The 17878-nt window shown below is 71.4% G+C and carries 20 protein-coding genes; 12 read left to right on the top strand and 8 right to left on the bottom strand.

All coding sequences use genetic code 11. The features are described from left to right. Positions 1-49: 49 nt before the first annotated feature. Together ABD073_RS15115 and ABD073_RS15110 are read right to left on the bottom strand one after the other, a co-directional pair. On the bottom strand, positions 50-736 hold the full coding sequence (locus ABD073_RS15115; RefSeq protein WP_343875975.1) for a uracil-DNA glycosylase: 687 nt from the start codon (positions 734-736) through the stop codon (positions 50-52). Then, positions 733-1953, bottom strand: coding sequence for an MFS transporter (locus ABD073_RS15110; RefSeq protein WP_343875974.1), 1221 nt, complete (start codon positions 1951-1953; stop codon positions 733-735). The genes ABD073_RS15115 and ABD073_RS15110 overlap by 4 nt, the downstream gene beginning before the upstream one ends. Positions 1954-2015: 62 nt before the next feature. Here ABD073_RS15110 and ABD073_RS15105 point away from each other — a divergent pair, with 62 nt between their 5' ends. From ABD073_RS15105 to ABD073_RS15095, 3 genes are all read left to right on the top strand, one after another. Beyond that, positions 2016-3344 carry an AI-2E family transporter gene (locus ABD073_RS15105; RefSeq protein ID WP_343875973.1) on the top strand — a complete coding sequence of 443 codons (1329 nt, stop codon included), beginning with the start codon at positions 2016-2018 and terminating at the stop codon, positions 3342-3344. A gap of 69 nt (positions 3345-3413) precedes the next feature. Next, positions 3414-4523, top strand: a complete 1110-nt coding sequence (locus ABD073_RS15100) for a hypothetical protein (protein WP_343875972.1) — start codon at positions 3414-3416, stop codon at positions 4521-4523. Further along, on the top strand, positions 4520-5005 hold the full coding sequence (locus ABD073_RS15095; protein ID WP_343875971.1) for a DUF2089 family protein: 486 nt from the start codon (positions 4520-4522) through the stop codon (positions 5003-5005). The genes ABD073_RS15100 and ABD073_RS15095 overlap by 4 nt, the downstream gene beginning before the upstream one ends. A 65-nt stretch (positions 5006-5070) precedes the next feature. Here the strand turns inward: ABD073_RS15095 and greA are convergent, their stop codons facing one another. Both greA and ABD073_RS15085 read right to left on the bottom strand, forming a co-directional pair. Continuing rightward, positions 5071-5577 carry a transcription elongation factor GreA gene (greA, locus tag ABD073_RS15090; protein WP_343875970.1) on the bottom strand — a complete coding sequence of 169 codons (507 nt, stop codon included), beginning with the start codon at positions 5575-5577 and terminating at the stop codon, positions 5071-5073. Between the two features lie 55 nt (positions 5578-5632). Then, positions 5633-6034, bottom strand: coding sequence for a DUF4307 domain-containing protein (locus tag ABD073_RS15085; protein WP_343875968.1), 402 nt, complete (start codon positions 6032-6034; stop codon positions 5633-5635). A 91-nt stretch (positions 6035-6125) separates the two neighbouring features. Here ABD073_RS15085 and mca point away from each other — a divergent pair, with 91 nt between their 5' ends. Then, positions 6126-7040, top strand: a complete 915-nt coding sequence (gene mca / locus ABD073_RS15080; protein WP_343875966.1) for a mycothiol conjugate amidase Mca — start codon at positions 6126-6128, stop codon at positions 7038-7040. 76 nt (positions 7041-7116) lie between these two features. On the opposite strand, the gene ABD073_RS15075 is transcribed toward mca, so the two are convergent. Then, positions 7117-7299, bottom strand: a complete 183-nt coding sequence (locus ABD073_RS15075; protein WP_343875964.1) for a hypothetical protein — start codon at positions 7297-7299, stop codon at positions 7117-7119. Between the two features lie 67 nt (positions 7300-7366). Here ABD073_RS15075 and ABD073_RS15070 point away from each other — a divergent pair, with 67 nt between their 5' ends. Next, a complete protein-coding gene (locus tag ABD073_RS15070; protein WP_343875963.1) occupies positions 7367-9400 on the top strand; it encodes a thioredoxin domain-containing protein in 2034 nt (677 codons plus the stop codon). On the opposite strand, the gene ABD073_RS15065 is transcribed toward ABD073_RS15070, so the two are convergent. After that, positions 9372-10010: a TetR/AcrR family transcriptional regulator gene (locus ABD073_RS15065; RefSeq protein WP_343875961.1), complete on the bottom strand. Its 639-nt coding sequence runs from the start codon at positions 10008-10010 to the stop codon at positions 9372-9374. The genes ABD073_RS15070 and ABD073_RS15065 overlap by 29 nt on opposite strands. A 154-nt stretch (positions 10011-10164) precedes the next feature. On the opposite strand from ABD073_RS15065, the gene ABD073_RS15060 reads away from it, so the two are divergent. Beyond that, entirely contained in the window at positions 10165-10935 is a 771-nt protein-coding gene (locus ABD073_RS15060; protein ID WP_343875959.1) for a hypothetical protein, read from the top strand. Position 10936: 1 nt separating this feature from the next. Here the strand turns inward: ABD073_RS15060 and ABD073_RS15055 are convergent, their stop codons facing one another. Further along, positions 10937-11749: an isoprenyl transferase gene (locus ABD073_RS15055; RefSeq protein WP_343875957.1), complete on the bottom strand. Its 813-nt coding sequence runs from the start codon at positions 11747-11749 to the stop codon at positions 10937-10939. A 128-nt stretch (positions 11750-11877) separates the two neighbouring features. Between ABD073_RS15055 and trhA the strand changes: the two genes are divergently transcribed. The 5 genes from trhA to ABD073_RS15030 all read left to right on the top strand — a co-directional run bounded on the left by trhA (position 11878) and on the right by ABD073_RS15030 (position 15088). Beyond that, entirely contained in the window at positions 11878-12552 is a 675-nt protein-coding gene (trhA, locus tag ABD073_RS15050) for a PAQR family membrane homeostasis protein TrhA (protein ID WP_386751575.1), read from the top strand. 30 nt (positions 12553-12582) lie between these two features. Beyond that, positions 12583-13653 carry a succinyl-diaminopimelate desuccinylase gene (gene dapE / locus ABD073_RS15045; protein WP_343875953.1) on the top strand — a complete coding sequence of 357 codons (1071 nt, stop codon included), beginning with the start codon at positions 12583-12585 and terminating at the stop codon, positions 13651-13653. A gap of 23 nt (positions 13654-13676) precedes the next feature. Continuing rightward, the gene (locus ABD073_RS15040; protein ID WP_343875951.1) at positions 13677-14471 is read left to right on the top strand and encodes an LOG family protein; all 795 of its coding nucleotides are present in this window, start codon (positions 13677-13679) and stop codon (positions 14469-14471) included. Between the two features lie 5 nt (positions 14472-14476). Then, positions 14477-14803: a DivIVA domain-containing protein gene (locus tag ABD073_RS15035; protein ID WP_343875949.1), complete on the top strand. Its 327-nt coding sequence runs from the start codon at positions 14477-14479 to the stop codon at positions 14801-14803. A 117-nt stretch (positions 14804-14920) separates the two neighbouring features. After that, positions 14921-15088 carry a DUF3117 domain-containing protein gene (locus ABD073_RS15030; protein WP_343875948.1) on the top strand — a complete coding sequence of 56 codons (168 nt, stop codon included), beginning with the start codon at positions 14921-14923 and terminating at the stop codon, positions 15086-15088. A gap of 69 nt (positions 15089-15157) precedes the next feature. Here the strand turns inward: ABD073_RS15030 and glgA are convergent, their stop codons facing one another. Continuing rightward, the gene (gene glgA / locus ABD073_RS15025) at positions 15158-16360 is read right to left on the bottom strand and encodes a glycogen synthase (protein WP_343875946.1); all 1203 of its coding nucleotides are present in this window, start codon (positions 16358-16360) and stop codon (positions 15158-15160) included. A gap of 186 nt (positions 16361-16546) precedes the next feature. Between glgA and glgC the strand changes: the two genes are divergently transcribed. Next, entirely contained in the window at positions 16547-17779 is a 1233-nt protein-coding gene (gene glgC, locus ABD073_RS15020) for a glucose-1-phosphate adenylyltransferase (RefSeq protein ID WP_343875944.1), read from the top strand. Positions 17780-17878: the final 99 nt, after the last annotated feature.

Raw genomic sequence — 17878 nt, 5'->3', positions numbered from 1 at the left:
CGTGGCGCGACGAGGGGACAGCACGCGCGAAGGTTACCGCTGCGCGGGTTCAGCCCAGCTCGGGGAGCCGCCAGTCCACCGCTTCGCCACCCTGGGCGGCCAACAGCTCGTTGGCGCGGCTGAAGGGTCGCGAGCCGAAGAAGCCGGAGCGGGCGGACAGCGGGGAGGGGTGGGCGCTGGCGATGACGGGCACCTCGCCCAGCATCGGGGTCAGCGACTGGGCGTCGCGTCCCCACAGGATCGCCACCAGGGGACCGCCGCGCTCCACCAGGGCCTCGATGGCGCGCTGGGTGACCGGCTCCCAGCCCTTGCCGCGGTGCGAGGCGGCAGCACCCGGGCGCACCGTGAGCACCCGGTTCAGCAGCAGGACACCCTGCTCGAACCAGGCCGTGAGGTCGCCGTGGACCGCGGGCTCGATCCCCAGGTCCGAGTGCAGCTCGGCGTAGATGTTCTGCAGGCTGCGCGGCACCGGGCGCACGTCGGGCTCGACGCTGAAGCTCAGGCCCACGGCATGGCCCGGGGTGGGATAGGGGTCCTGTCCCACCACCAGCACCCGCACCTCGGACAGCGGCCGGCTGAAGGCGCGCAGCACCCGGTCGCCGGCGGGCAGGTAGTTGCGGCCCTCGGCCACCTCGCGGCGCAGGAAGTCGCCCATGGCGTGCACCTGCTCCTCGACAGGGGCCAGTGCCTCGGCCCAGTCGGGGGCCACCAGATCGGACAGCGGCTTGGCAGTCATGGACGTCCTTCCACGGTGACAACGTCGGGCCGCTCGCGCGGCATGGACCAGGACCAGGCGGCACCCACCAGCAGCAGGGCACCACCCACGGCGAAGGCGGCGCCCAGGCCCAGGGCGTCGGCCAGGGCGCCGGCGGCCAGCGGGCCGATGATGGCGCCCAGGTCACTCATCATGCTGAAGACCGCCACCGGCGCACCACCCCGGCCACGCGTCACGTCGCCCACCGCGGCGGTGGGTGCCGTCGAGTGGGCGGCCGAGCCCAGGCCGTAGACGCACAGCACCGCCACCAGCACCCAGATGCTGGGGGAGAAGGGCATGGCGATCGCGGCGACGCCGGTGAGCAGGCCCGCCATGATCATCATCGGCCGGCGCCCCACCGTGTCCACCCGTCGGCCCACCGGCCCCAGCGCCAGGGTCTGCACCACGGCGGCCAGGGCGAAGCTGATGCCGGTCCACGACGGCGTGCGGTGCAACCCCTCGACCACCAGCACCGGCACCAGTGAGGATCTCACCCCGAAGGACTGCCAGCCCTGCGCGAAGTTGGTGGCCAGCGCGGCCCGGTAGCGCACGTCGCCCAGCGCCTGGGCCAACGGCATCTGCTCGGTGCTCTGGCCGGAGGCCTCGCGCTCGGGGCGGGAGAGCAGGGCCAGCCCGACGATGCCGGCCAGGCTCAGCGTGGCGGCGTAGACGAAGAAGGGGGCGGTCAGCGAGATGGCCGCGAACAGGCCGCCGACGGCCGGCCCGGCCATGCCGCCGATCAGGAAACCGCCGGAGTAGAGGGCGCTGGCCCGCCCCCGGCGCGCGGGGTCCACCACGCGCAGCAGCAGGGTCATGGCGGCGACGGTGAACATGGCCGAGCCGATGCCACCCACGGCGCGCATCAGCAGCAGACCCCAGAAGGTGGTGGCCAGTCCGGCGGCGGCGCTGGAGGCGGCCACGATGAACATGCCGACACCGAGCACGGTGTGCTCCCCGAAACGGCGGATCAGCGGGCTGCAGCCGGGGCTGGTGACCAGCCGCATCAAGGCGAAGGCGCTGATCACCATGCCCACCATCAGGTTGCTCACCTGGAAGCTACGAGCGAACACGGGCAGCACCGGAACCATCACGCCGAAGCCCACCGAGACGCAGAAGGCGATCGTGGCAAGCACATATACGTCACGAGGGAGGGTGGGGTCGGGGCGCAGCCGGTTCAGTGGGGAGGTCGGACTGGGCACCGGATCAGGCTAGCCTGATCCGGCACCGCCTCCACCCCCGCATCGAGAGGGCCCTTCCCACCATGGCTTTCAGGCTCAACTTCGGACAGTTCGTCCGCGACGACGCCGGCCGCCAGCCGGCGCCCGTCATCAGCTCCGAGCTGCTGGCCGCGCAGGCCGCCCAGCCCGCCGAGGTGCCGCACGGCATCCAGCTGGCCGCCGGCTGGATCTGGCGTCTGCTGGTGATCGGCGCCGGGTTGTTCGCCTTCTGGCGCATCCTCGGCCACCTCTCCGAGGTGGTCATCCCGCTCATGGTCGCGCTCCTGCTGTGCGCGGCGCTGTGGCCGGTGAAGAGCTTCCTGCAGCGTCGTGGCCTGCCCCGCTGGCTGGCGGTCACCCTCTCGTTGCTGCTCCTGGTGGGCCTGGTGGTCGGCATCTTCGCGCTGGTGGGCACCCAGATCGCCGAGCAGTCCTCGAGCCTGGCCGATGCGGCGGTGCAGAGCTACCAGCAGTTCATGAACTGGCTCGGCAACGGCCCGCTGCACCTGCAGCAGGCCCAGATCGAGAGCTACACCGACAAGGTGGTGGAGTGGGCCAAGGGACAGCAGTCGGCCGCCGCTGACTACGCCGCCGCGGCGGGCACCCAGGCGAGCCACTTCTTCGCGGGCACCGCGCTGGCCCTGTTCGCGCTGTTCTACTTCCTCTTCGAGGGCCGCAGCATGGCGCGCACCGGCTTCCAGCTGGTGCCCCGGGGTCAGCGCGCCCGGATCGAGGACGCCTGCCTGCGCGGCTGGACCGCCCTGGTCAGCTATGTGCGCGCGGCGGTCATCGTGGCCGCGGTGGACGGTGCAGGGGCCGGTCTGGGCGCGCTGCTGGTGGGCTCCAACCTCTGGCTCGCCATCGGTGCACTCACCTTCATCTGCGCCTTCGTTCCGCTGCTGGGCGCCTTCGTCTCCGGCCTGGTGGCCACCTCCGTGGTGCTGCTCACCCTGGGCTTCTGGAAGGCCATCATCATGCTGGTGGTCTTCGTCGCCGTGATGGAGATCGAGGCCCACGGCCTGCAGCCCTTCCTGCTGGGCAAGGCGGTCTCGATCCACCCCCTGGCCGTCCTCTACGGCATCGCCATCGGCACCATCGTGGGCGGTATCCTGGGCGCCCTGTTCGCCGTGCCGCTGATGGCCTTCGGCAATGCCTTCATCCGCGCCCTGGCCTCCCACGGGCGGAGCGAGCAGGACCCGGACAAGCCCCCGGCCACCGACCAGCTGCCCGACGAGGGGGAGGTGCGCGAGGAGCGTGCCGAGACCAAGATCGACGACCTGCCGCCCGGACCTGAGGCGATGGCCGCGGTGATGGAGGCCTCGGCGCGGGAGGGCTCACTGCCCGACCAGATCCAGCCCGGCAGCAAGGGCTGACCCGGAACTCACCCCGAGAATGTGAACCGACCCTTCCAGTCTGGAAGGGTCGGTTTTACATTTGTGGCCATGGACCTTGACAGCATCCTGGAAGACCTGGCCGCCGGTCGCATCGACCAGGCCGAAGCCGCCCGCCGCATCGACCGGCTGGAGGCCGGCATCGCAGCCTGTGAATCTCCCGCCCACGACGAGGCGACCGCCCACCACGAGGGCTCCGAGCACCGGTCCCCGGCCGATGAGCAGGACAGCGAGCCGCAGCCGGATGGCGCGGCCACCGAGGGCACGCGGCCGTCGGGCCCCCGCGCCGAGCCCAGCTGGGGTGCCATCGCCCGGGACCTGTTCGGCGCCGCCAGCGAGTTCGCCAGCTCCGCGGCCAGCACCGCCGCCCACACCGTCGAGTCCACCTGGGCCCAGGCCGGGCACCCCGGCTCGGCCTCGGATCCGGAGGGCCTTGGGGAGTCCCCGGCAGGCCCCTCACCGCTGCGCCCCACCGGCAGCCACGGCGTCGAGAAGGTGAGCGTGCGCGCCACCGGCCGCCGGGTGCGCATCCTGGGTGACCGCTCCGTCGCCACGCTGGCCGCCGACGGTCCCCACGTGCTGCGCCGCAACGGTTCCGTGCTGGAGGTCACCTCCGACGGCGAGCTGGGCCCCTCGCTGGACGGCTTCAACCTGATCCGGCCGCCCCGCAACCTGGACGACCTGCGCACCCTGGGTCTGGGCAAGGAACTGCTGCTGCGGGTGAACCCGGACATCCTGGTGGAGGTGGAGGTGACCGCCGGCAGCCTGACCACCACCAATGTCCCGTGGCTGGGCAAGGTCCGCGTCACCGCCGGAAGCGCCCACCTCGGCGAGGTGGTGCAGATCACCGACGCCCTGGTGCAGGCGGGCAGCGCCAAGGTGCGCGGCCGGCTCGACCGGGGGCGCTCCCGAGTGCGGGTGGAGTCCGGCAACCTGGTCGTCGAGCTGGCCCGCGAGGCCGACGTCGAGGTCCGGGCCGATGCCCAGCTCGGCCGGGTGAGCTGGCCCGGGGGAGCGGGTCAGATGGACTCCTGGGTGGCCGGCAGCGGGTCGGCCCGGCTGGACATCGGCATCGTGATGGGCGCCGCCAGCATCCACCAGGAGGGCGTCGAGGCGCCGCAGGAGAGCACGAGCACCGAGTCCGAGGAGGACCAGCGATGACCGAGACCCAGTACCGCGCACCGGCCGACTGCCCGGTCTGCGCCCACGAGCTCAGCACCAGCAGGCTGTCGTGCTCCGGCTGCGGCACCGAGCTGGTGGGCCGCTTCGAACGCTGCCGCTTCTGCACCCTGCCACCGGCCCAGCTGGAGCTGCTCACCGTCTTCCTGGCCAGCCGGGGCAACCTGCGCGAGGTGGCGCGTCACCAGGGCGTCAGCTATCCCACCGCCCGCGCCCGGCTGGCCGGCCTGCTGGCGGCGCTCGGCCTGGACGAGATCGGCCAGCCCGAGGAGGACCCGGTTGCGGAGGAGCAGGGCCCCGGGGAACCGGTGGTCGCGACGCAGCCCCTGACGGGCGGCTCCGAGCACGACGAGACGGGCGAGCAGGCCGCTCCGCAGCCGACGGGCCGGGCCGCGGTACTGGCCCGCGTGGCGAGCGGTGAGCTCTCCCCGGAGCAGGCCGCGGAGCTGATCCGCAGCCTCTGAGACCAACCGCAGCACGCACGACGCCCGCGCCCCCTGACCGGGGCGCGGGCGTCGTCGGTGCTGGCTCAGGCCTGGAAGTTCTCCACCTTCAGCACGGTGATCTTGATGGTCTTGCCGTTGGGCGCCTCGTAGCTGGACTCCTCGCCCACCTTCTTGCCCAGCACGGCCGCACCCAGCGGGGACTGCGGGCTGAAGACCTGGATGTCCACGGACTCGTCGAGGCCCATCACCTCGCGCGAGCCCAGCAGGAAGGTGTCGGTGTCGTCCTCGTCGCCGAAGTAGGCGACGGTGACCTGGGTGCCGGGGGCGGCCTCGCCGGTCTTGGGAGCCTCGCCCACCTGGGCGCGGCGCAGCATGTCCTCGAGCTGGAGGATGCGGGCCTCCATCTGGCCCTGCTCCTCGCGGGCGGCGTGGTAGCCGCCGTTCTCGGACAGATCGCCCTCGTCGCGGGCCTGCGCGATCTTGGTGGACACCTCGGTACGCCCCTCGCCCTTGAGGTACTCGAGCTCCTGGGAGAGCTTGTCGTGGGCGTCCTGGGTCAGCCAGATCACATCGGTCGGGTTTTCAGCCATTGGGAGAGGCTATCAAAGGGCCCGCCGCGGCCCAAGGCTTCTGGGCGGGTGTCCCTCAGGCCAGCCGGCAGCTGATGACCTCGACCGTGGTGGCGCGATGGATGGTGCGCACCGGCACCACGACCCGCTCCATCTGGGCCGTGCCGGGCGCGATCTCGGCGTCCAGCTCACCCACCTGCACGAAGTTCTCTGCGGTGGCGCGCAGCACGCAGCGCGCGGGCCGCGTGGGGTCCTCGCGCTGCACCCGCAGGTCGGCGTCGATCCGGTTGTCGTCGACGACGTGGAAGGAGTGGACGTCGGCGGCCACCGGGGTGCGCGAGCCGTGGCCACCGGCCCAGACCAGCCAGCCCGCCAGTACCAGGGCGAGCACCGTGACCAGGGCCAGGTAGAGCCGGTGCCGCGCCGGGGGCACGGGATAGCGCTCGAGGATCCTCTGGGCGTCGTCGGGGCTGCTCACGGCCTCCATTGTGCCCTGTCCCCGTAACGGGCACGTCCCACCGGTGGGCGGTCGTCCGGCGACGGCGCCGTGGTGGGCCACAATGGGCGCCATGTCCGCGACTCACCAGAGCCCAGCACCCGAGCAGCTGCGCCTGCTCCACGTCCACGCCCATCCCGACGACGAGTCGAGCAAGGGTGCCGCGACCACGGCCAAGTACGTGGCCGAAGGGATCCAGGTGATGGTGGCCACCTGTACCGGTGGCGAGCGCGGCAGCGTGCTGAACCCGAAGATGGACCGCCCTGACGTCTGGGCCGACATCGCCGGCATCCGGGCGCGCGAGATGGAGGCGGCCCGCGAGATCCTGGGCGTGGAGCAGCGCTGGCTGGGTTTCGTCGACTCCGGTCTGCCGGAGGGCGACCCGCTGCCCCCGCTGCCCGAGGGCTGCTTCGCCCTGCAGGACGTGGAGCTGGCGGCCGGGCCGCTGGTGGCCATCCTGCGGGACTTCCGCCCGCAGGTGGTGACCACCTACGACGAGAACGGCGGCTATCCGCACCCGGACCACATCATGTGCCACAAGGTGACCATGTCCGCGGTGAAGCAGGCGGCCGACCCCGCCGCCTGGCCTGAGCTGGGCGAGCCCTGGCAGGTGAGCAAGGTCTACTACCAGATGAGCTTCCACCGGCTGCGCTATGCCGCCCTGGACCAGGCCATGCACGAGGCCGGCATGCCCTCGCCCTACTCGGAGCGGCTGGCCGCCTGGGAGGACCGTGACGTGGAGAAGCGGATCACCACCTTCGTGCCCTGCGCCGACTACTTCGAGGTGCGCGACGAGGCGCTCAAGGCGCACGCCACGCAGATCGACCCGGAGGGGCCGTGGTTCGCCGTCCCCACCGAGACCCAGAAGCGGGCCTGGCCCACCGAGGACTTCGAGCTGGCCTGGACGAACGTCGAGACGGCCCGGCCCGAGAGCGACCTGTTCGCAGGCCTTCGCGGCGAGCAGGACCAGGGCAGCTACACCATCTGAGCGCGAGCAGGCCCCCGTCGCCCTGAGGGGCGGCGGGGGCCTGCTGCTGCCTGGCGCGCGGCTGCGCGGGCGGTGCTCAGTTGCGGGTGGTGCGCTCGAAGTCCTGCGCGCGGCGGCCCTCCTCGGACAGGTCGGCCTCCCAGGGGGCGTCGATGCGGCGCACATGTCGACGCATGCTGAGCACACCCAGGATGATGAAGGCGGCGATCACGCAGAAGGTGACCAGGGTGAGCTGACCGCTGGAGAGCATCAAGACCATGGCAGCAGGATAGACCCGGCGCCGGACGAGGGCGAGGCGGCCTGCGGGCGACGGATAGGCTGGCCGGGTGCCGAACCGTCTCGCCGAGTCCACCAGCCCCTATCTGCAGCAGCACGCGCACCAGGAGGTGGACTGGTACCCGTGGGGTCCGGAGGCCTTCGCGGCGGCCCGCGAACGCGACCTGCCGCTGCTGGTGAGCACCGGCTACGCCGCCTGCCACTGGTGCCACGTGATGGCCCACGAGAGCTTCGACGACCACGAGACCGCCGAGTTCATGAACCAGCACTTCGTGAGCGTCAAGGTGGACCGCGAGGAGCGGCCCGACGTCGACGCCGTCCTGATGAACGCCACCCAGGCGCTGACCGGCCAGGGTGGCTGGCCGATGACGGTCTTCCTCACCCCGCAGGGCCAGCCCTTCTTCGCCGGCACCTACTTCGCGCCGCTGCCGGCCCCCGGACGCCCCTCCTTCATGCAGGTGCTCACCGCCCTGGCCGACGCCTGGCGCGAGCGTCGTGGCGAGGTCACCGAGTCCGCGGGCAGCATCGCCTCCCAGCTGGCCGACCTGAACCCGGTGCAGACCAGCGACCAGGTGCCCACTGCCCGCGAGACCCTGGAACTGCTCGGCAAGAACTACGACATGATCCACGGCGGCTTCGGCTCCGCGCCGAAGTTCCCGCCGGCCATGGTGCTCGACGCGCTGCTGGTCAAGGGTGACCCCACCAGCCTCGACATGGCCCAGCTCACCTGCGAGATGATGGCCCGCGGCGGCCTCTTCGACCGGGTGGGCGGCGGCTTCCACCGCTACTCCACCGACGTCGGCTGGGTGGTGCCCCACTTCGAGAAGATGCTCTACGACAACGCCCTGCTGCTGGGCAGCTATGTGCGCTGCTGGCGACGCACCGCCGACCACGACGGCTACAAGCGCGAGGTCTACGAGCACGTCATCTACTCCACGGTGGAGTGGCTGGAGCGTGAGATGCGCACCGAGCAGGGGGCCTTCGCCGCCAGCCTCGACGCCGACAGCGTCGACATCCGCGGCATGGTGGCCGAGGGCATCTACTACGTCTGGAATCCCGAGCTGCTGGTCGACGCGCTGGGCGAGGCGGACGGCGCCTGGGCCCGCCAGGTCTTCCACGTGCACGACCAGGGCACCTTCGAGCACGGCCTGTCCACGCTGCAGTTGCACGGCTCCCCGGACCAGGCCCGGCTGACCGCCGTCCTGGAGCGGCTGCGCACCGAGCGCGACAACCGCTTCCCGCCCTCGCGCGACGACAAGGTGGTGGCCGCCTGGAACGGCCTGCTGGTGGACTCGCTGGTCGCCGCCGCCATGACCTTCGCCGAGCCGGCCTGGCTGGAGCTGGCCCGCGGTGCCGCCCAGGCCGTCTGGGAGATCCACGTGGACCAGGCCGCGGACCGCTTCGTGCGCACCTCGCGCGACGGGGTCGCCGGCACCACTCCGGCCGTCGCCGAGGACCACGGCTGCCTGGCGCTGGGCCTGGCCCGGCTGGCCGGTGCCACCGGCGAGGCGCTCTGGTTGGAGCGCGCCCAGTGGCTGCTGGCGCGCGCGGAGGCTCGCTTCGGCGCCGAGGACGGTGGCTTCTGGGATGCCGAGGCCAGCGACGAGCTCTTCCAGCGCCCCCGCGACATCTCGGACAATGCCACTCCCTCGGGCACCAGCTCGCTGGTGGCGGCGCTGCGCCTGGTGGGCCTGCTGGCCTGCGAGCCGGCCCTGGTGGAGCGTGCCGACCGCGCCGCCCGCACCACCTGGCCGCTCGTCGCCTCACAGCCCCGCTTCGCCGGCTGGTCGCTGGCCGACGCCCTGGTGGCCGACGAGGCGCGCCGCGGCCTGAGGCCCGCGCAGGTGGTCGTGGTGCAGGACGAGCCCGGCATCTCCCGGCTGGCGACGGCCGCCTGGCGGATGGCGCCGGCCGGCTCCGCGATCGTCGTGGCACCGGCCGGCACGCAGGGCTTCGGTCACCTCTTCGAGGACCGCACCCAGCGCGAGGACCGGCCCACCGCCTATGTCTGTCGCGGTGAGGTCTGCTTCGAGCCCACCACCGACTACACCGAGCTCAAGACCCCGCTGTGGAGCCGCTGCTGACCGGCCATCCGGCCAGCAGTGCCCCCAGCCCGGTGGTGAACTCCTCGTCGGGCTGCCAGCCGTAGCCTTCGGAGGCCGCACGGGCCAGGTGGGGCGCCTGCTCGGCCATCGCGGCCAGCGCCTGCTCGGGCGAGAGGTCGTCGCCCCCGACGGGTTGGCGCAACTCGCCCTGCACCTTGCCGACGGTGAAGGCCACGACGCAGTCCAGCAGCTGCATCGCCTGCGCGGACGGCAGCCCCTGCTCGTCGAGCCGACCGACCAGTTCGTCGGCCAGGCCCATCAGCCGCGGCGTCACGATCGGGCGGGTGGCCACCAGCACGACCAGTCGGGGGTGCTCGAGCAGCACCCGGCGCAGCTCGTGGGCCAGGCTGGAGACCTGCTCGCTCCAGCCCCCGTCGGCCTGCGGGTGCATCCCGCTCCACAGCTCGTCGACCACCAGGTCGAACAGCGCCGCCTTGTTGGGCACGTGGTGGTAGACGGTCATCGGGTCGATCCCCATCGCCGCGCCCAGCTTGCGCATGCTGAAGGCCTCGGGGCCCTGCTCCTCGAGCAGGGACATGGCATGGCGCACGACCTCGGCGCTGCTGGTGCTGGCGGGGCGTGGGGTCATCACTGCTCCTGGGCGGTGCGCTGCGGGCGGGTGAAGAAGAGGGCACGATCGTGCCACATCACCCAGCGCTGGCCGAAGGTCTGTTGTCCGTCACAGGGTGAGACGCAAGGATGCCCTCAGGGCGCCAGTGTCGGCGCCTGGCAAGGGGGACTTCATGACCAGCACCGCGATCCGTGGTGGCCTCGTCGCAACGGTGGACCCGCGGGCCCGCGCCGTGATGCAGGTGCTGGGGCCCGAGGTCCAGCTCCTGCTGGGCACCCGGGAGGCCGAGCTCTTCGCTCGTCGGCTGCTGCGCTTGCGCGTCGACCTCACCGACGACGAGGACCGCGAGGCCCTGCAGGAGCGGATCGACGCCCTGGTGCCCCGGGTCTCCTGGCGTGAGGGCCTGGCCCGGCTGTCCCTGCTGGCCTGCGGTGCCCTCGGCCTGGCCGCGGTGCTCTGGCTAGTGGCCAGCCATCTGCTCAACCAGCTCGCGCCGCACACGCTGTCCCTGCTCGGTCTGGGCGATCGCGCCTGGCTGCGCTGGCCGGTGGACGGCTGGCTGGCTCTGCGAGTGACCTTGCTCCTGCTGCTGGCGGTGCTCACCGGGCAGCTCGCCCTGTGGCTGCGGGCCCGCGAGGCGCTGGCCACGGCCAGGGTGGGGCTGCGCGAGGCGGTGCGCACCGATCCCGATGTCTGGCCGGGGGTGCCGGTGGACTCGCCCTTCGCGGCGCGCGCCCGGCTCTGGGGTCATCCGGGGACGGCGGCTCTGCTGCTGGCCGCGGGGCTGCTGGGCTGGCAGCTCGGTGGCCACGAGAGTTCGCCGGCGCTGCTGCTGCTGGCCCTGCTGGTGGGCTGCGCCGGGGCGGGTGGCCTGGTGATGGCGCACCGGATCCGTCGGGTCGACGAGCTGTGCTCCCGGGCGCTGTTCGTGGGGCGGGTGTGAGTCAGCGCCCGAAGCGGCGCTCGCGCTGGCTGTAGGAGCGCAGCGCGCGCAGGAAGTCCACCCGGCGGAAGTCGGGCCACAGCGCCTCGCAGAAGTAGAACTCGCTGTGCGCGCTCTGCCACATCAGGAAGCCGGACAGGCGCTGCTCGCCCGAGGTGCGGATGATCAGGTCTGGGTCCGGCATCCCCTTGGTGTAGAGGTGCTGCTCGATCTGGTCGATGTCCAGGTCCTGGGCCAGCTGCTCCAGGGTGGTGCCGCGCTTCGCCTCGGCCAGCATGAGCGAGCGCACCGCATCGCGCAGCTCGTGGCGGCCCCCGTAGGCGATGGCGACGTTGACCAGCATCCCGTCCACCTGGGCGGTGGAGCGCTTGGCCTCGGCCAGCCGCTCGGCCATCGGGCGGGGGAGCAGGCCCATGTCTCCCATCGCCTGCACCCGCCAGCGGCCGTCGGCCGCCAGGTCGGTGACCAGCTGGGTGATCACGTCCAGCAGCGGGTTCAGCTCGTCGGCCTCGGAGCGCGAGAGATTGTCGGTGCTGAGCACCCACAGCGTCACCACCTGGATGCCGCCGATCTCCTGGCACCACCCGACGAAGTCCTTGAGCTTGTCGGCCCCGGCCTGGTAGCCGGTCACCAGAGGCTGGTCAGGGGCATTCATCCGGGCCCAGCGACGGTTGCCGTCGGCCAGCACGGCGACGTGGCGCGGCATGGCCTGCTTGTCCAGCTCACCCACCAGACGCGCCTCGTACGTGCTGTAGAGCAGGCCGGACGGATGCATCCTGTCGATCTTCTCGCTGAGTCGGTCCCGCCGGGTCATGCCGGCAACAGTAGTGGCCGTGGCTGTCGCTCCGCTGTGACCGGGTGGTTCAAATAGCTCGAACCTACGCTACCGTAGGTTCCATGGACAGGACGCAGCAGCCGCACCGCGGCAGCGCCACCCCGCCGGTGGCCCAGGGCGTCTCGCACACGCCGCAGGATCGCGTCGAGCAGGTGGTCAAACCCCTGCTGCGCGGCTGGCTGCACCAGTTCTTCGCCCCGGTGATGCTGGTGGCCGGCATCCTGCTGGTGGCCCTGGCCCCGACCCGCGGCGAACGGCTGGCCTGCGCGGTCTACACCCTGAGCGCGCTGCTGCTGTTCACCAACTCCGCCTTCTACCACCGGGGCAGCTGGAGCCCCCGCGCGCACGCGGTCTTCCGGCGGGTGGACCATGCCAACATCTTCGTCTTCATCGCCGGCAGCTACACGCCGCTCGCCGTCGCCCTGCTGCACGGCCGCTCGCTGCGCCTGCTGCTGGCCCTGATCTGGGGCTGCGCCCTGGCCGGGGTGCTCTTCCGGGTCTTCTGGATCGGCGCGCCGCGCTGGCTCTACGTCGCGCTCTACCTGGCGATGGGCTGGGCCGCGGTGGGCTGGCTGGGCCAGTTCTGGAGCGCCGCCGGCCCGCTGGTGGTGGGGCTGATCGCGGCCGGGGGAGTCATCTACTCGCTCGGCGCGGTGGTCTACGGCCTCAAGCGCCCCAACCCGTGGCCGGCCACCTTCGGCTTCCACGAGATCTTCCACGCCTGCACCGTGCTGGCCGCGCTGTGCCACTACCTGGCCATCTGGCTGGCGCTCTTCGGCTGAGTCCCCGGCGCTGCGGCTAGGCTCGTCGTCATGGACACCCTGGACCTCTCGCTGCCCCTGGCCGACCTGCTGCAGGCCGTCGTCGACGTGGAGAGCGTCAGCGGCAACGAGGCCCACCTGGCCGACCGGGTGGAGCAGGCCCTGACCGGCCGGCCACACCTGGCGGTGGAGCGGCTCGGCAACTGCGTCGTCGCCCGCACCGAGCTGGGCCGCTCGCAGCGCGTGGCCGTGGCCGGACACCTGGACACCGTGCCGGTGGCGGCCAACCTCCCCAGCCGCCGGGAGACGGTGGCCGGGGTGGATGCTGTCATCGGGCGCGGAAGCTGCGACATGAAGGGCGGGGTGGCCGTCGCCCTGGCGCTGGCCGCCGAGCTGGACTCGCCGCGCCACGACGTCACCTGGGTCTTCTACGACAACGAGGAGGTGGCGGGCGACCAGAACGGCCTGGGCCACATCGCCCGTGACCGTCCCGACCTGCTGGCCGCCGACTTCGCCATCCTGATGGAGCCCACCAGCGCCCGGATCGAGGGCGGCTGCCAGGGCACCATGCGCTTCTGGATCACCACGCGGGGCAGTGCGGCCCACTCCGCGCGCGGCTGGCTGGGCCACAACGCGATCCACGACATGACCGCCGTCCTGGAACGGCTGCAGGGCTTCGAGCAGCGCGAGGTGGAGGTGGACGGCCTCACCTACCGCGAGGGCCTGAACGCGGTGCAGATCCGCGGCGGCGTGGCCGGCAACGTGATCCCCGACGAGTGCGCCGTGCACGTCAACTACCGCTTCGCCCCGGACAAGTCGCCCGAGCAGGCCGAGGCTCTGATGCGCGAGCTCTTCGAGGGCTTCGAGATGCGCGTGGTGGACCTCTCCCCGGCGGCCCGGCCCGGGCTCGACCTGCCCGCCGCCCAGGACTTCGTCGCGGCCGTTGGCGGCACCCCCAGACCCAAGTACGGCTGGACCGACGTGGCACGCTTCAGCGCCCTCGGCATCCCGGCCGTGAACTTCGGGCCGGCCGACCCCAACAAGGCCCACACCGACGACGAGTTCTGCCCGGTGGCGGACCTGGACGCCTGCGCCGAGGCACTGCGCCGCTGGCTCCGCTGACCACCCATCGACAAGGAGTGAGGATGCCCAACCCGAAGGCACGCGCCGATCGCCACGGCCCGCCCGACAATGCCCCCGGCAAGGGCACCACCGCGCACGTCGGGCCCGTGATCCGGCGCCAGGAACAGGTGAAGGGCACCACCGCCGACCAGCGGCTGCTGGAACCCGGAGGTGCTGCCGACTGGGCCCACGAGGACCCCTGGCGAGTGCTGCGCATCCAGTCCGAGTTCGTGGAGGGCTTCGGCACGCTGGCCGAGCTCGGCCCGGCCATCGCCGTCTTCGGCTCGGCCCGCACCCGTCCCGGGCACCCGATGTACGAGGCGGCCGAGCGGATGGGCCGCGAGCTGGTGGCCCGCGGGCGCGCCGTGATCACCGGCGGCGGCCCCGGGGTGATGGAGGCCGCCAACAAGGGCGCCTCCGAGGGCGGCGGCACCTCCGTGGGCCTGGGCATCGAGCTGCCCTTCGAGGCCTCGATGAACCGCTGGGTGAACCTGGGCATCAACTTCCGCTACTTCTTCGCCCGCAAGGTGATGTTCCTGAAGTACTCGCAGGGCTTCATCGTGATGCCGGGCGGCTTCGGCACCTTCGACGAGCTCTTCGAGGCGCTCACCCTGGCCCAGACCGGCAAGGTGCTGCACTTCCCCGTGGTGCTCTTCGGCACCTCCTACTGGGGCGGGCTGGTGGACTGGCTGCGCAGCCAGGCGCTGGCCGACGGCTACATCAACGAGACCGACCTGGACATGTTCCTGGTCACCGACGACGAGCAGGCCGCCGTGGCGCACGTCACCGGGGCCGCTGCCGGGGCTGTGACAGCATGAGCCCCATGATGTGGTTCCTGGCGGGTGTGGTGGTCCTGATCCTCGGCGCGGCCTTCGTGGCCGGCAGCGGGCGCTGGGGCCAGATGCCCGAGGTGGTCGACGACCGTCCCTCCCGGCTGCTGGCCCCCGGGCCGGTGGATGCCGAGGACCTGCGCGAGGTGCGCTTCAGCGTGGTCACCCGCGGCTACTCGATGACCCAGGTGGACGAGCTGCTGGAGCGGCTGGCCCACCAGATGGAGGCTGCCGGGATGGTGCGCCCGCAGCTGCAGCGGCCGCTGCCGGACAGCCCCGGAACCGAGGGCGGGGCCACCGAGGCCGAGCTGCTGCGCTGAGCCCTCCGACGCCTCCCGCGACCCCGAAAACGAGCCCGCCGGGGGTGGCGGGTGCCAAGTGTGCCCCACGATGCGGAATAATGGGTGCAAATCGGTGTCGAGAGATGAGGATGCGCAATGGCTGCTATGAAGCCCCGCACGGGTGATGGTCCCATGGAGGTCACCAAGGAAGGACGCGGCATCGTGATGCGAGTCCCCGTCGACGGTGGAGGCCGGCTCGTCGTCGAGCTGAACGCGACCGAGGCCGCAGACCTGCTCAAGTGCCTGCAGGAGGTCGTGGGCTGAACGGCCCGCCCCCCAGGACATGAAGGACCGGCGCACCCATCGGGTGCGCCGGTCCTGTCATTGCTCGGCTCAGGCGCCCTGGCTGCGGGCCCGGTGGCGTTCGATGGCGGCCCGGTAGACCTCGACGGTCTGGCCTGCGATGGTCTCCCAGCTGAACTGGTCGATGCAGCGCTGCCGGCCGGCCCTGCCGAAGCGCTCGGCCAGCTCGGGATCGCGGGTGAGCTGGTTGATCTTCTCCGCGAAGGACTGCTCGAAGGCGGCCACGTGCTCCGGATCGTCGGCACGGGCGGGGTCGTAGTCCACCAAGTAGCCGGTGGTGCCGTCCTGGACCACCTCGGGGATGCCGCCCACCGCGCTGGCCACCACGGCGGTCTCGGTGGCCATCGCCTCCAGGTTCACGATGCCCAGCGGCTCGTAGATGGAGGGGCAGGCGAAGACGGTGGCATTGCTCATCACCTGGCGCACCTCGTTGCGCGGCAGCATCTCCTGGATCCACACCACCCCACCGCCACGGGTCTTCTTCAGCGCGTCGAAGGCCTGGTTGAACTCCTCGGCGATCTCGGGGGTGTCCGGGGCGCCGGCCAGCAGGATGAGCTGGGTCTCGGGGTCCAGCATCTGTGCGGCGCGCACCAGGTGCACCAGGCCCTTCTGCCGGGTGATGCGCCCCACGAAGACCACCGACGGACGCGAGGGGTCCATGCCGATCCGCTGGCACACCTCGGTGCCGGTGTCCGGCTTGAACTCCTCGGGGTCGATGCCGTTGAGCACCACGTGCACCTTGTCCGGCTCCAGCTCCGGGTAGGCCTTCAGGATGGAACCCTTCATGCCCTCGCTGACCGCGATGACCGCATCCGCGGCGCCGTAGCAGGTGCGCTCGATCCAGGAGCTGATCCGGTAGCCGCCCCCGAGCTGCTCGGCCTTCCAGGGGCGGTCGGGCTCCAGCGAGTGGGCGCTGACCACGTGCGGCACGTCCAGGAAGAGGCCGGACAGGTGGCCGGCCATGTTGGCATACCAGGTGTGGGAGTGCACCAGCTCCACGTCGGAGGGGACGGCGCTGACCATGGACAGGTCGGCGCCCAGCACGCGCAGCGCGGCATTGGCGCCGGGCGGGAAGTTCTCCGCATGGGCGGTGGCTCCGTCGCGCGGCTCGCCCATGCACTGCACATCGACGTCGATGAGCTTGGCGAGCTGGGGGACGAGCTGGGCGACGTGCACCCCGGCGCCGCCGTAGATGGAGGGTGGGTACTCACGGGTCAGGATGGATACGCGCATGCTTGATGCTCGCACAGCAGGCGTGCCCCGGGAAGGGTCACCAGCCGCTTTTGACGGCCCGGACCGGGCTGTCGCAGGGGTGGTCGTGCGACCGTCTGACAGGGATTCGTCGGCGCGTCGTCCCACCCTGTGGCAAATGGCGCCACTCCCTTGTGGAAGCCGAGTTGCGCGCCATAGGTTTCACCCATGACCACAAGACCGAAGGTGCTCTCCCTGGTCCTGGCCGGCGGCGAGGGCAAGCGACTCATGCCGCTGACCGCCGATCGGGCCAAGCCCGCCGTTCCCTTCGGGGGAACCTACCGACTGATCGACTTCGTGCTGTCCAACCTGGCCAACTCCGAGCTGCGCCAGATCTGCGTGCTGACCCAGTACAAGTCGCACTCGCTGGACCGCCACATCTCGCTCACCTGGCGGATGTCCACCATGCTGGGCAACTACGTGACGCCGGTGCCCGCCCAGCAGCGCCTCGGACCCCGCTGGTACCAGGGCAGCGCCGATGCCATCTACCAGTCGAAGAACCTGATCGACGACGAGGACCCGGACTACATCGTGGTCTTCGGTGCGGACAACATCTACCGCATGGACGTCGACCAGATGCTGCAGAGCCACATCGACTCCGGGCTGGGCTGCACGGTCGCCGGCATCCGCGTGCCGCGCTCCGAGGCCAGCGCCTTCGGTATCATCGACGCCGACGAGAAGGGCAAGATCAAGGCCTTCCTCGAGAAGCCCGGCGACCCGCCCGGCCTGCCGGACTCCCCGGAGGAGTCCTTCGCATCCATGGGCAACTACGTCTTCACCCGCAAGGCGCTGATCGAGGCGCTGGAGGCCGACGCCAACGATCCCGACGCCGGCCACGACATGGGCGGCGACATCATCCCCTCCTTCGTGAGCCGGGGCGACGCGCAGGTCTACGACTTCCGCGACAACGTGGTGCCCGGCGCCACCGAGGAGGACCGCAGCTACTGGCGCGACGTGGGCACCATCGACGCCTACCACGAGGCGCACATGGACCTGGTCTCGGTGGTCCCGCAGTTCAACCTGTACAACGGCGAGTGGCCGATCTGGACCACCCAGGTGCAGGCGCCCGGCGCCAAGTTCACGCTGCGTGGCAATGCCGAGGACTCCATCGTCTCACCGGGCTGCATCATCTCCGGCGGCGACGTGGACCGCACCGTGATGAGCCCCAACGTCCACATCCAGAAGTGGGCCCGGGTGGACCGCTCGATCCTGATGAGCGGGGTGCGGATCGGCCGCAATGCCGTGGTGCACAACGCCATCCTGGACAAGAACGTGGTGGTCCCCGACGGCGTGGAGATCGGTGTCAACCACGACCACGACCGCGCGCGCGGCTTCTCGGTCTCCGACGGCGGCATCACCGTGGTCGGCAAGGGCGTGATGGTCCCCTCCACCGAGTGGTGAGGGACTGACGACGAAGGGCCCCGCATCCGGATGGCGGGTTCTAACGGTCCTCGCAACACCCCGATTTTTGGGAGTTGTGAGGACCGTGTCGTTTGTGGA

It is taken from the genome of Luteococcus peritonei, assembly GCF_039526385.1.
In the GTDB taxonomy this organism is placed as follows: domain Bacteria; phylum Actinomycetota; class Actinomycetes; order Propionibacteriales; family Propionibacteriaceae; genus Luteococcus; species Luteococcus peritonei.
Note: the sequence above shows the minus strand (reverse complement) of the source record. Positions and strands in the feature narration are given on the sequence as shown.

Bases quoted from the DNA above. Each gene is read 5' to 3' on its own strand.
- ABD073_RS15100 (WP_343875972.1), top strand. From the start codon at position 3,414: ATGGACCTTGACAGCATCCTGGAAGACCTGGCCGCCGGTCGCATCGAC.
- dapE (WP_343875953.1), top strand. From the start codon at position 12,583: ATGGACACCCTGGACCTCTCGCTGCCCCTGGCCGACCTGCTGCAGGCC.
- ABD073_RS15065 (WP_343875961.1), bottom strand. From the start codon at position 10,010: ATGACCCCACGCCCCGCCAGCACCAGCAGCGCCGAGGTCGTGCGCCAT.
- ABD073_RS15095 (WP_343875971.1), top strand. From the start codon at position 4,520: ATGACCGAGACCCAGTACCGCGCACCGGCCGACTGCCCGGTCTGCGCC.
- ABD073_RS15075 (WP_343875964.1), bottom strand. From the start codon at position 7,299: ATGGTCTTGATGCTCTCCAGCGGTCAGCTCACCCTGGTCACCTTCTGC.
- greA (WP_343875970.1), bottom strand. From the start codon at position 5,577: ATGGCTGAAAACCCGACCGATGTGATCTGGCTGACCCAGGACGCCCAC.
- ABD073_RS15115 (WP_343875975.1), bottom strand. From the start codon at position 736: ATGACTGCCAAGCCGCTGTCCGATCTGGTGGCCCCCGACTGGGCCGAG.
- ABD073_RS15030 (WP_343875948.1), top strand. From the start codon at position 14,921: ATGGCTGCTATGAAGCCCCGCACGGGTGATGGTCCCATGGAGGTCACC.
- ABD073_RS15060 (WP_343875959.1), top strand. From the start codon at position 10,165: ATGACCAGCACCGCGATCCGTGGTGGCCTCGTCGCAACGGTGGACCCG.
- ABD073_RS15040 (WP_343875951.1), top strand. From the start codon at position 13,677: ATGCCCAACCCGAAGGCACGCGCCGATCGCCACGGCCCGCCCGACAAT.
- ABD073_RS15035 (WP_343875949.1), top strand. From the start codon at position 14,477: ATGATGTGGTTCCTGGCGGGTGTGGTGGTCCTGATCCTCGGCGCGGCC.
- ABD073_RS15105 (WP_343875973.1), top strand. From the start codon at position 2,016: ATGGCTTTCAGGCTCAACTTCGGACAGTTCGTCCGCGACGACGCCGGC.
- mca (WP_343875966.1), top strand. From the start codon at position 6,126: ATGTCCGCGACTCACCAGAGCCCAGCACCCGAGCAGCTGCGCCTGCTC.
- glgA (WP_343875946.1), bottom strand. From the start codon at position 16,360: ATGCGCGTATCCATCCTGACCCGTGAGTACCCACCCTCCATCTACGGC.
- glgC (WP_343875944.1), top strand. From the start codon at position 16,547: ATGACCACAAGACCGAAGGTGCTCTCCCTGGTCCTGGCCGGCGGCGAG.
- ABD073_RS15055 (WP_343875957.1), bottom strand. From the start codon at position 11,749: ATGACCCGGCGGGACCGACTCAGCGAGAAGATCGACAGGATGCATCCG.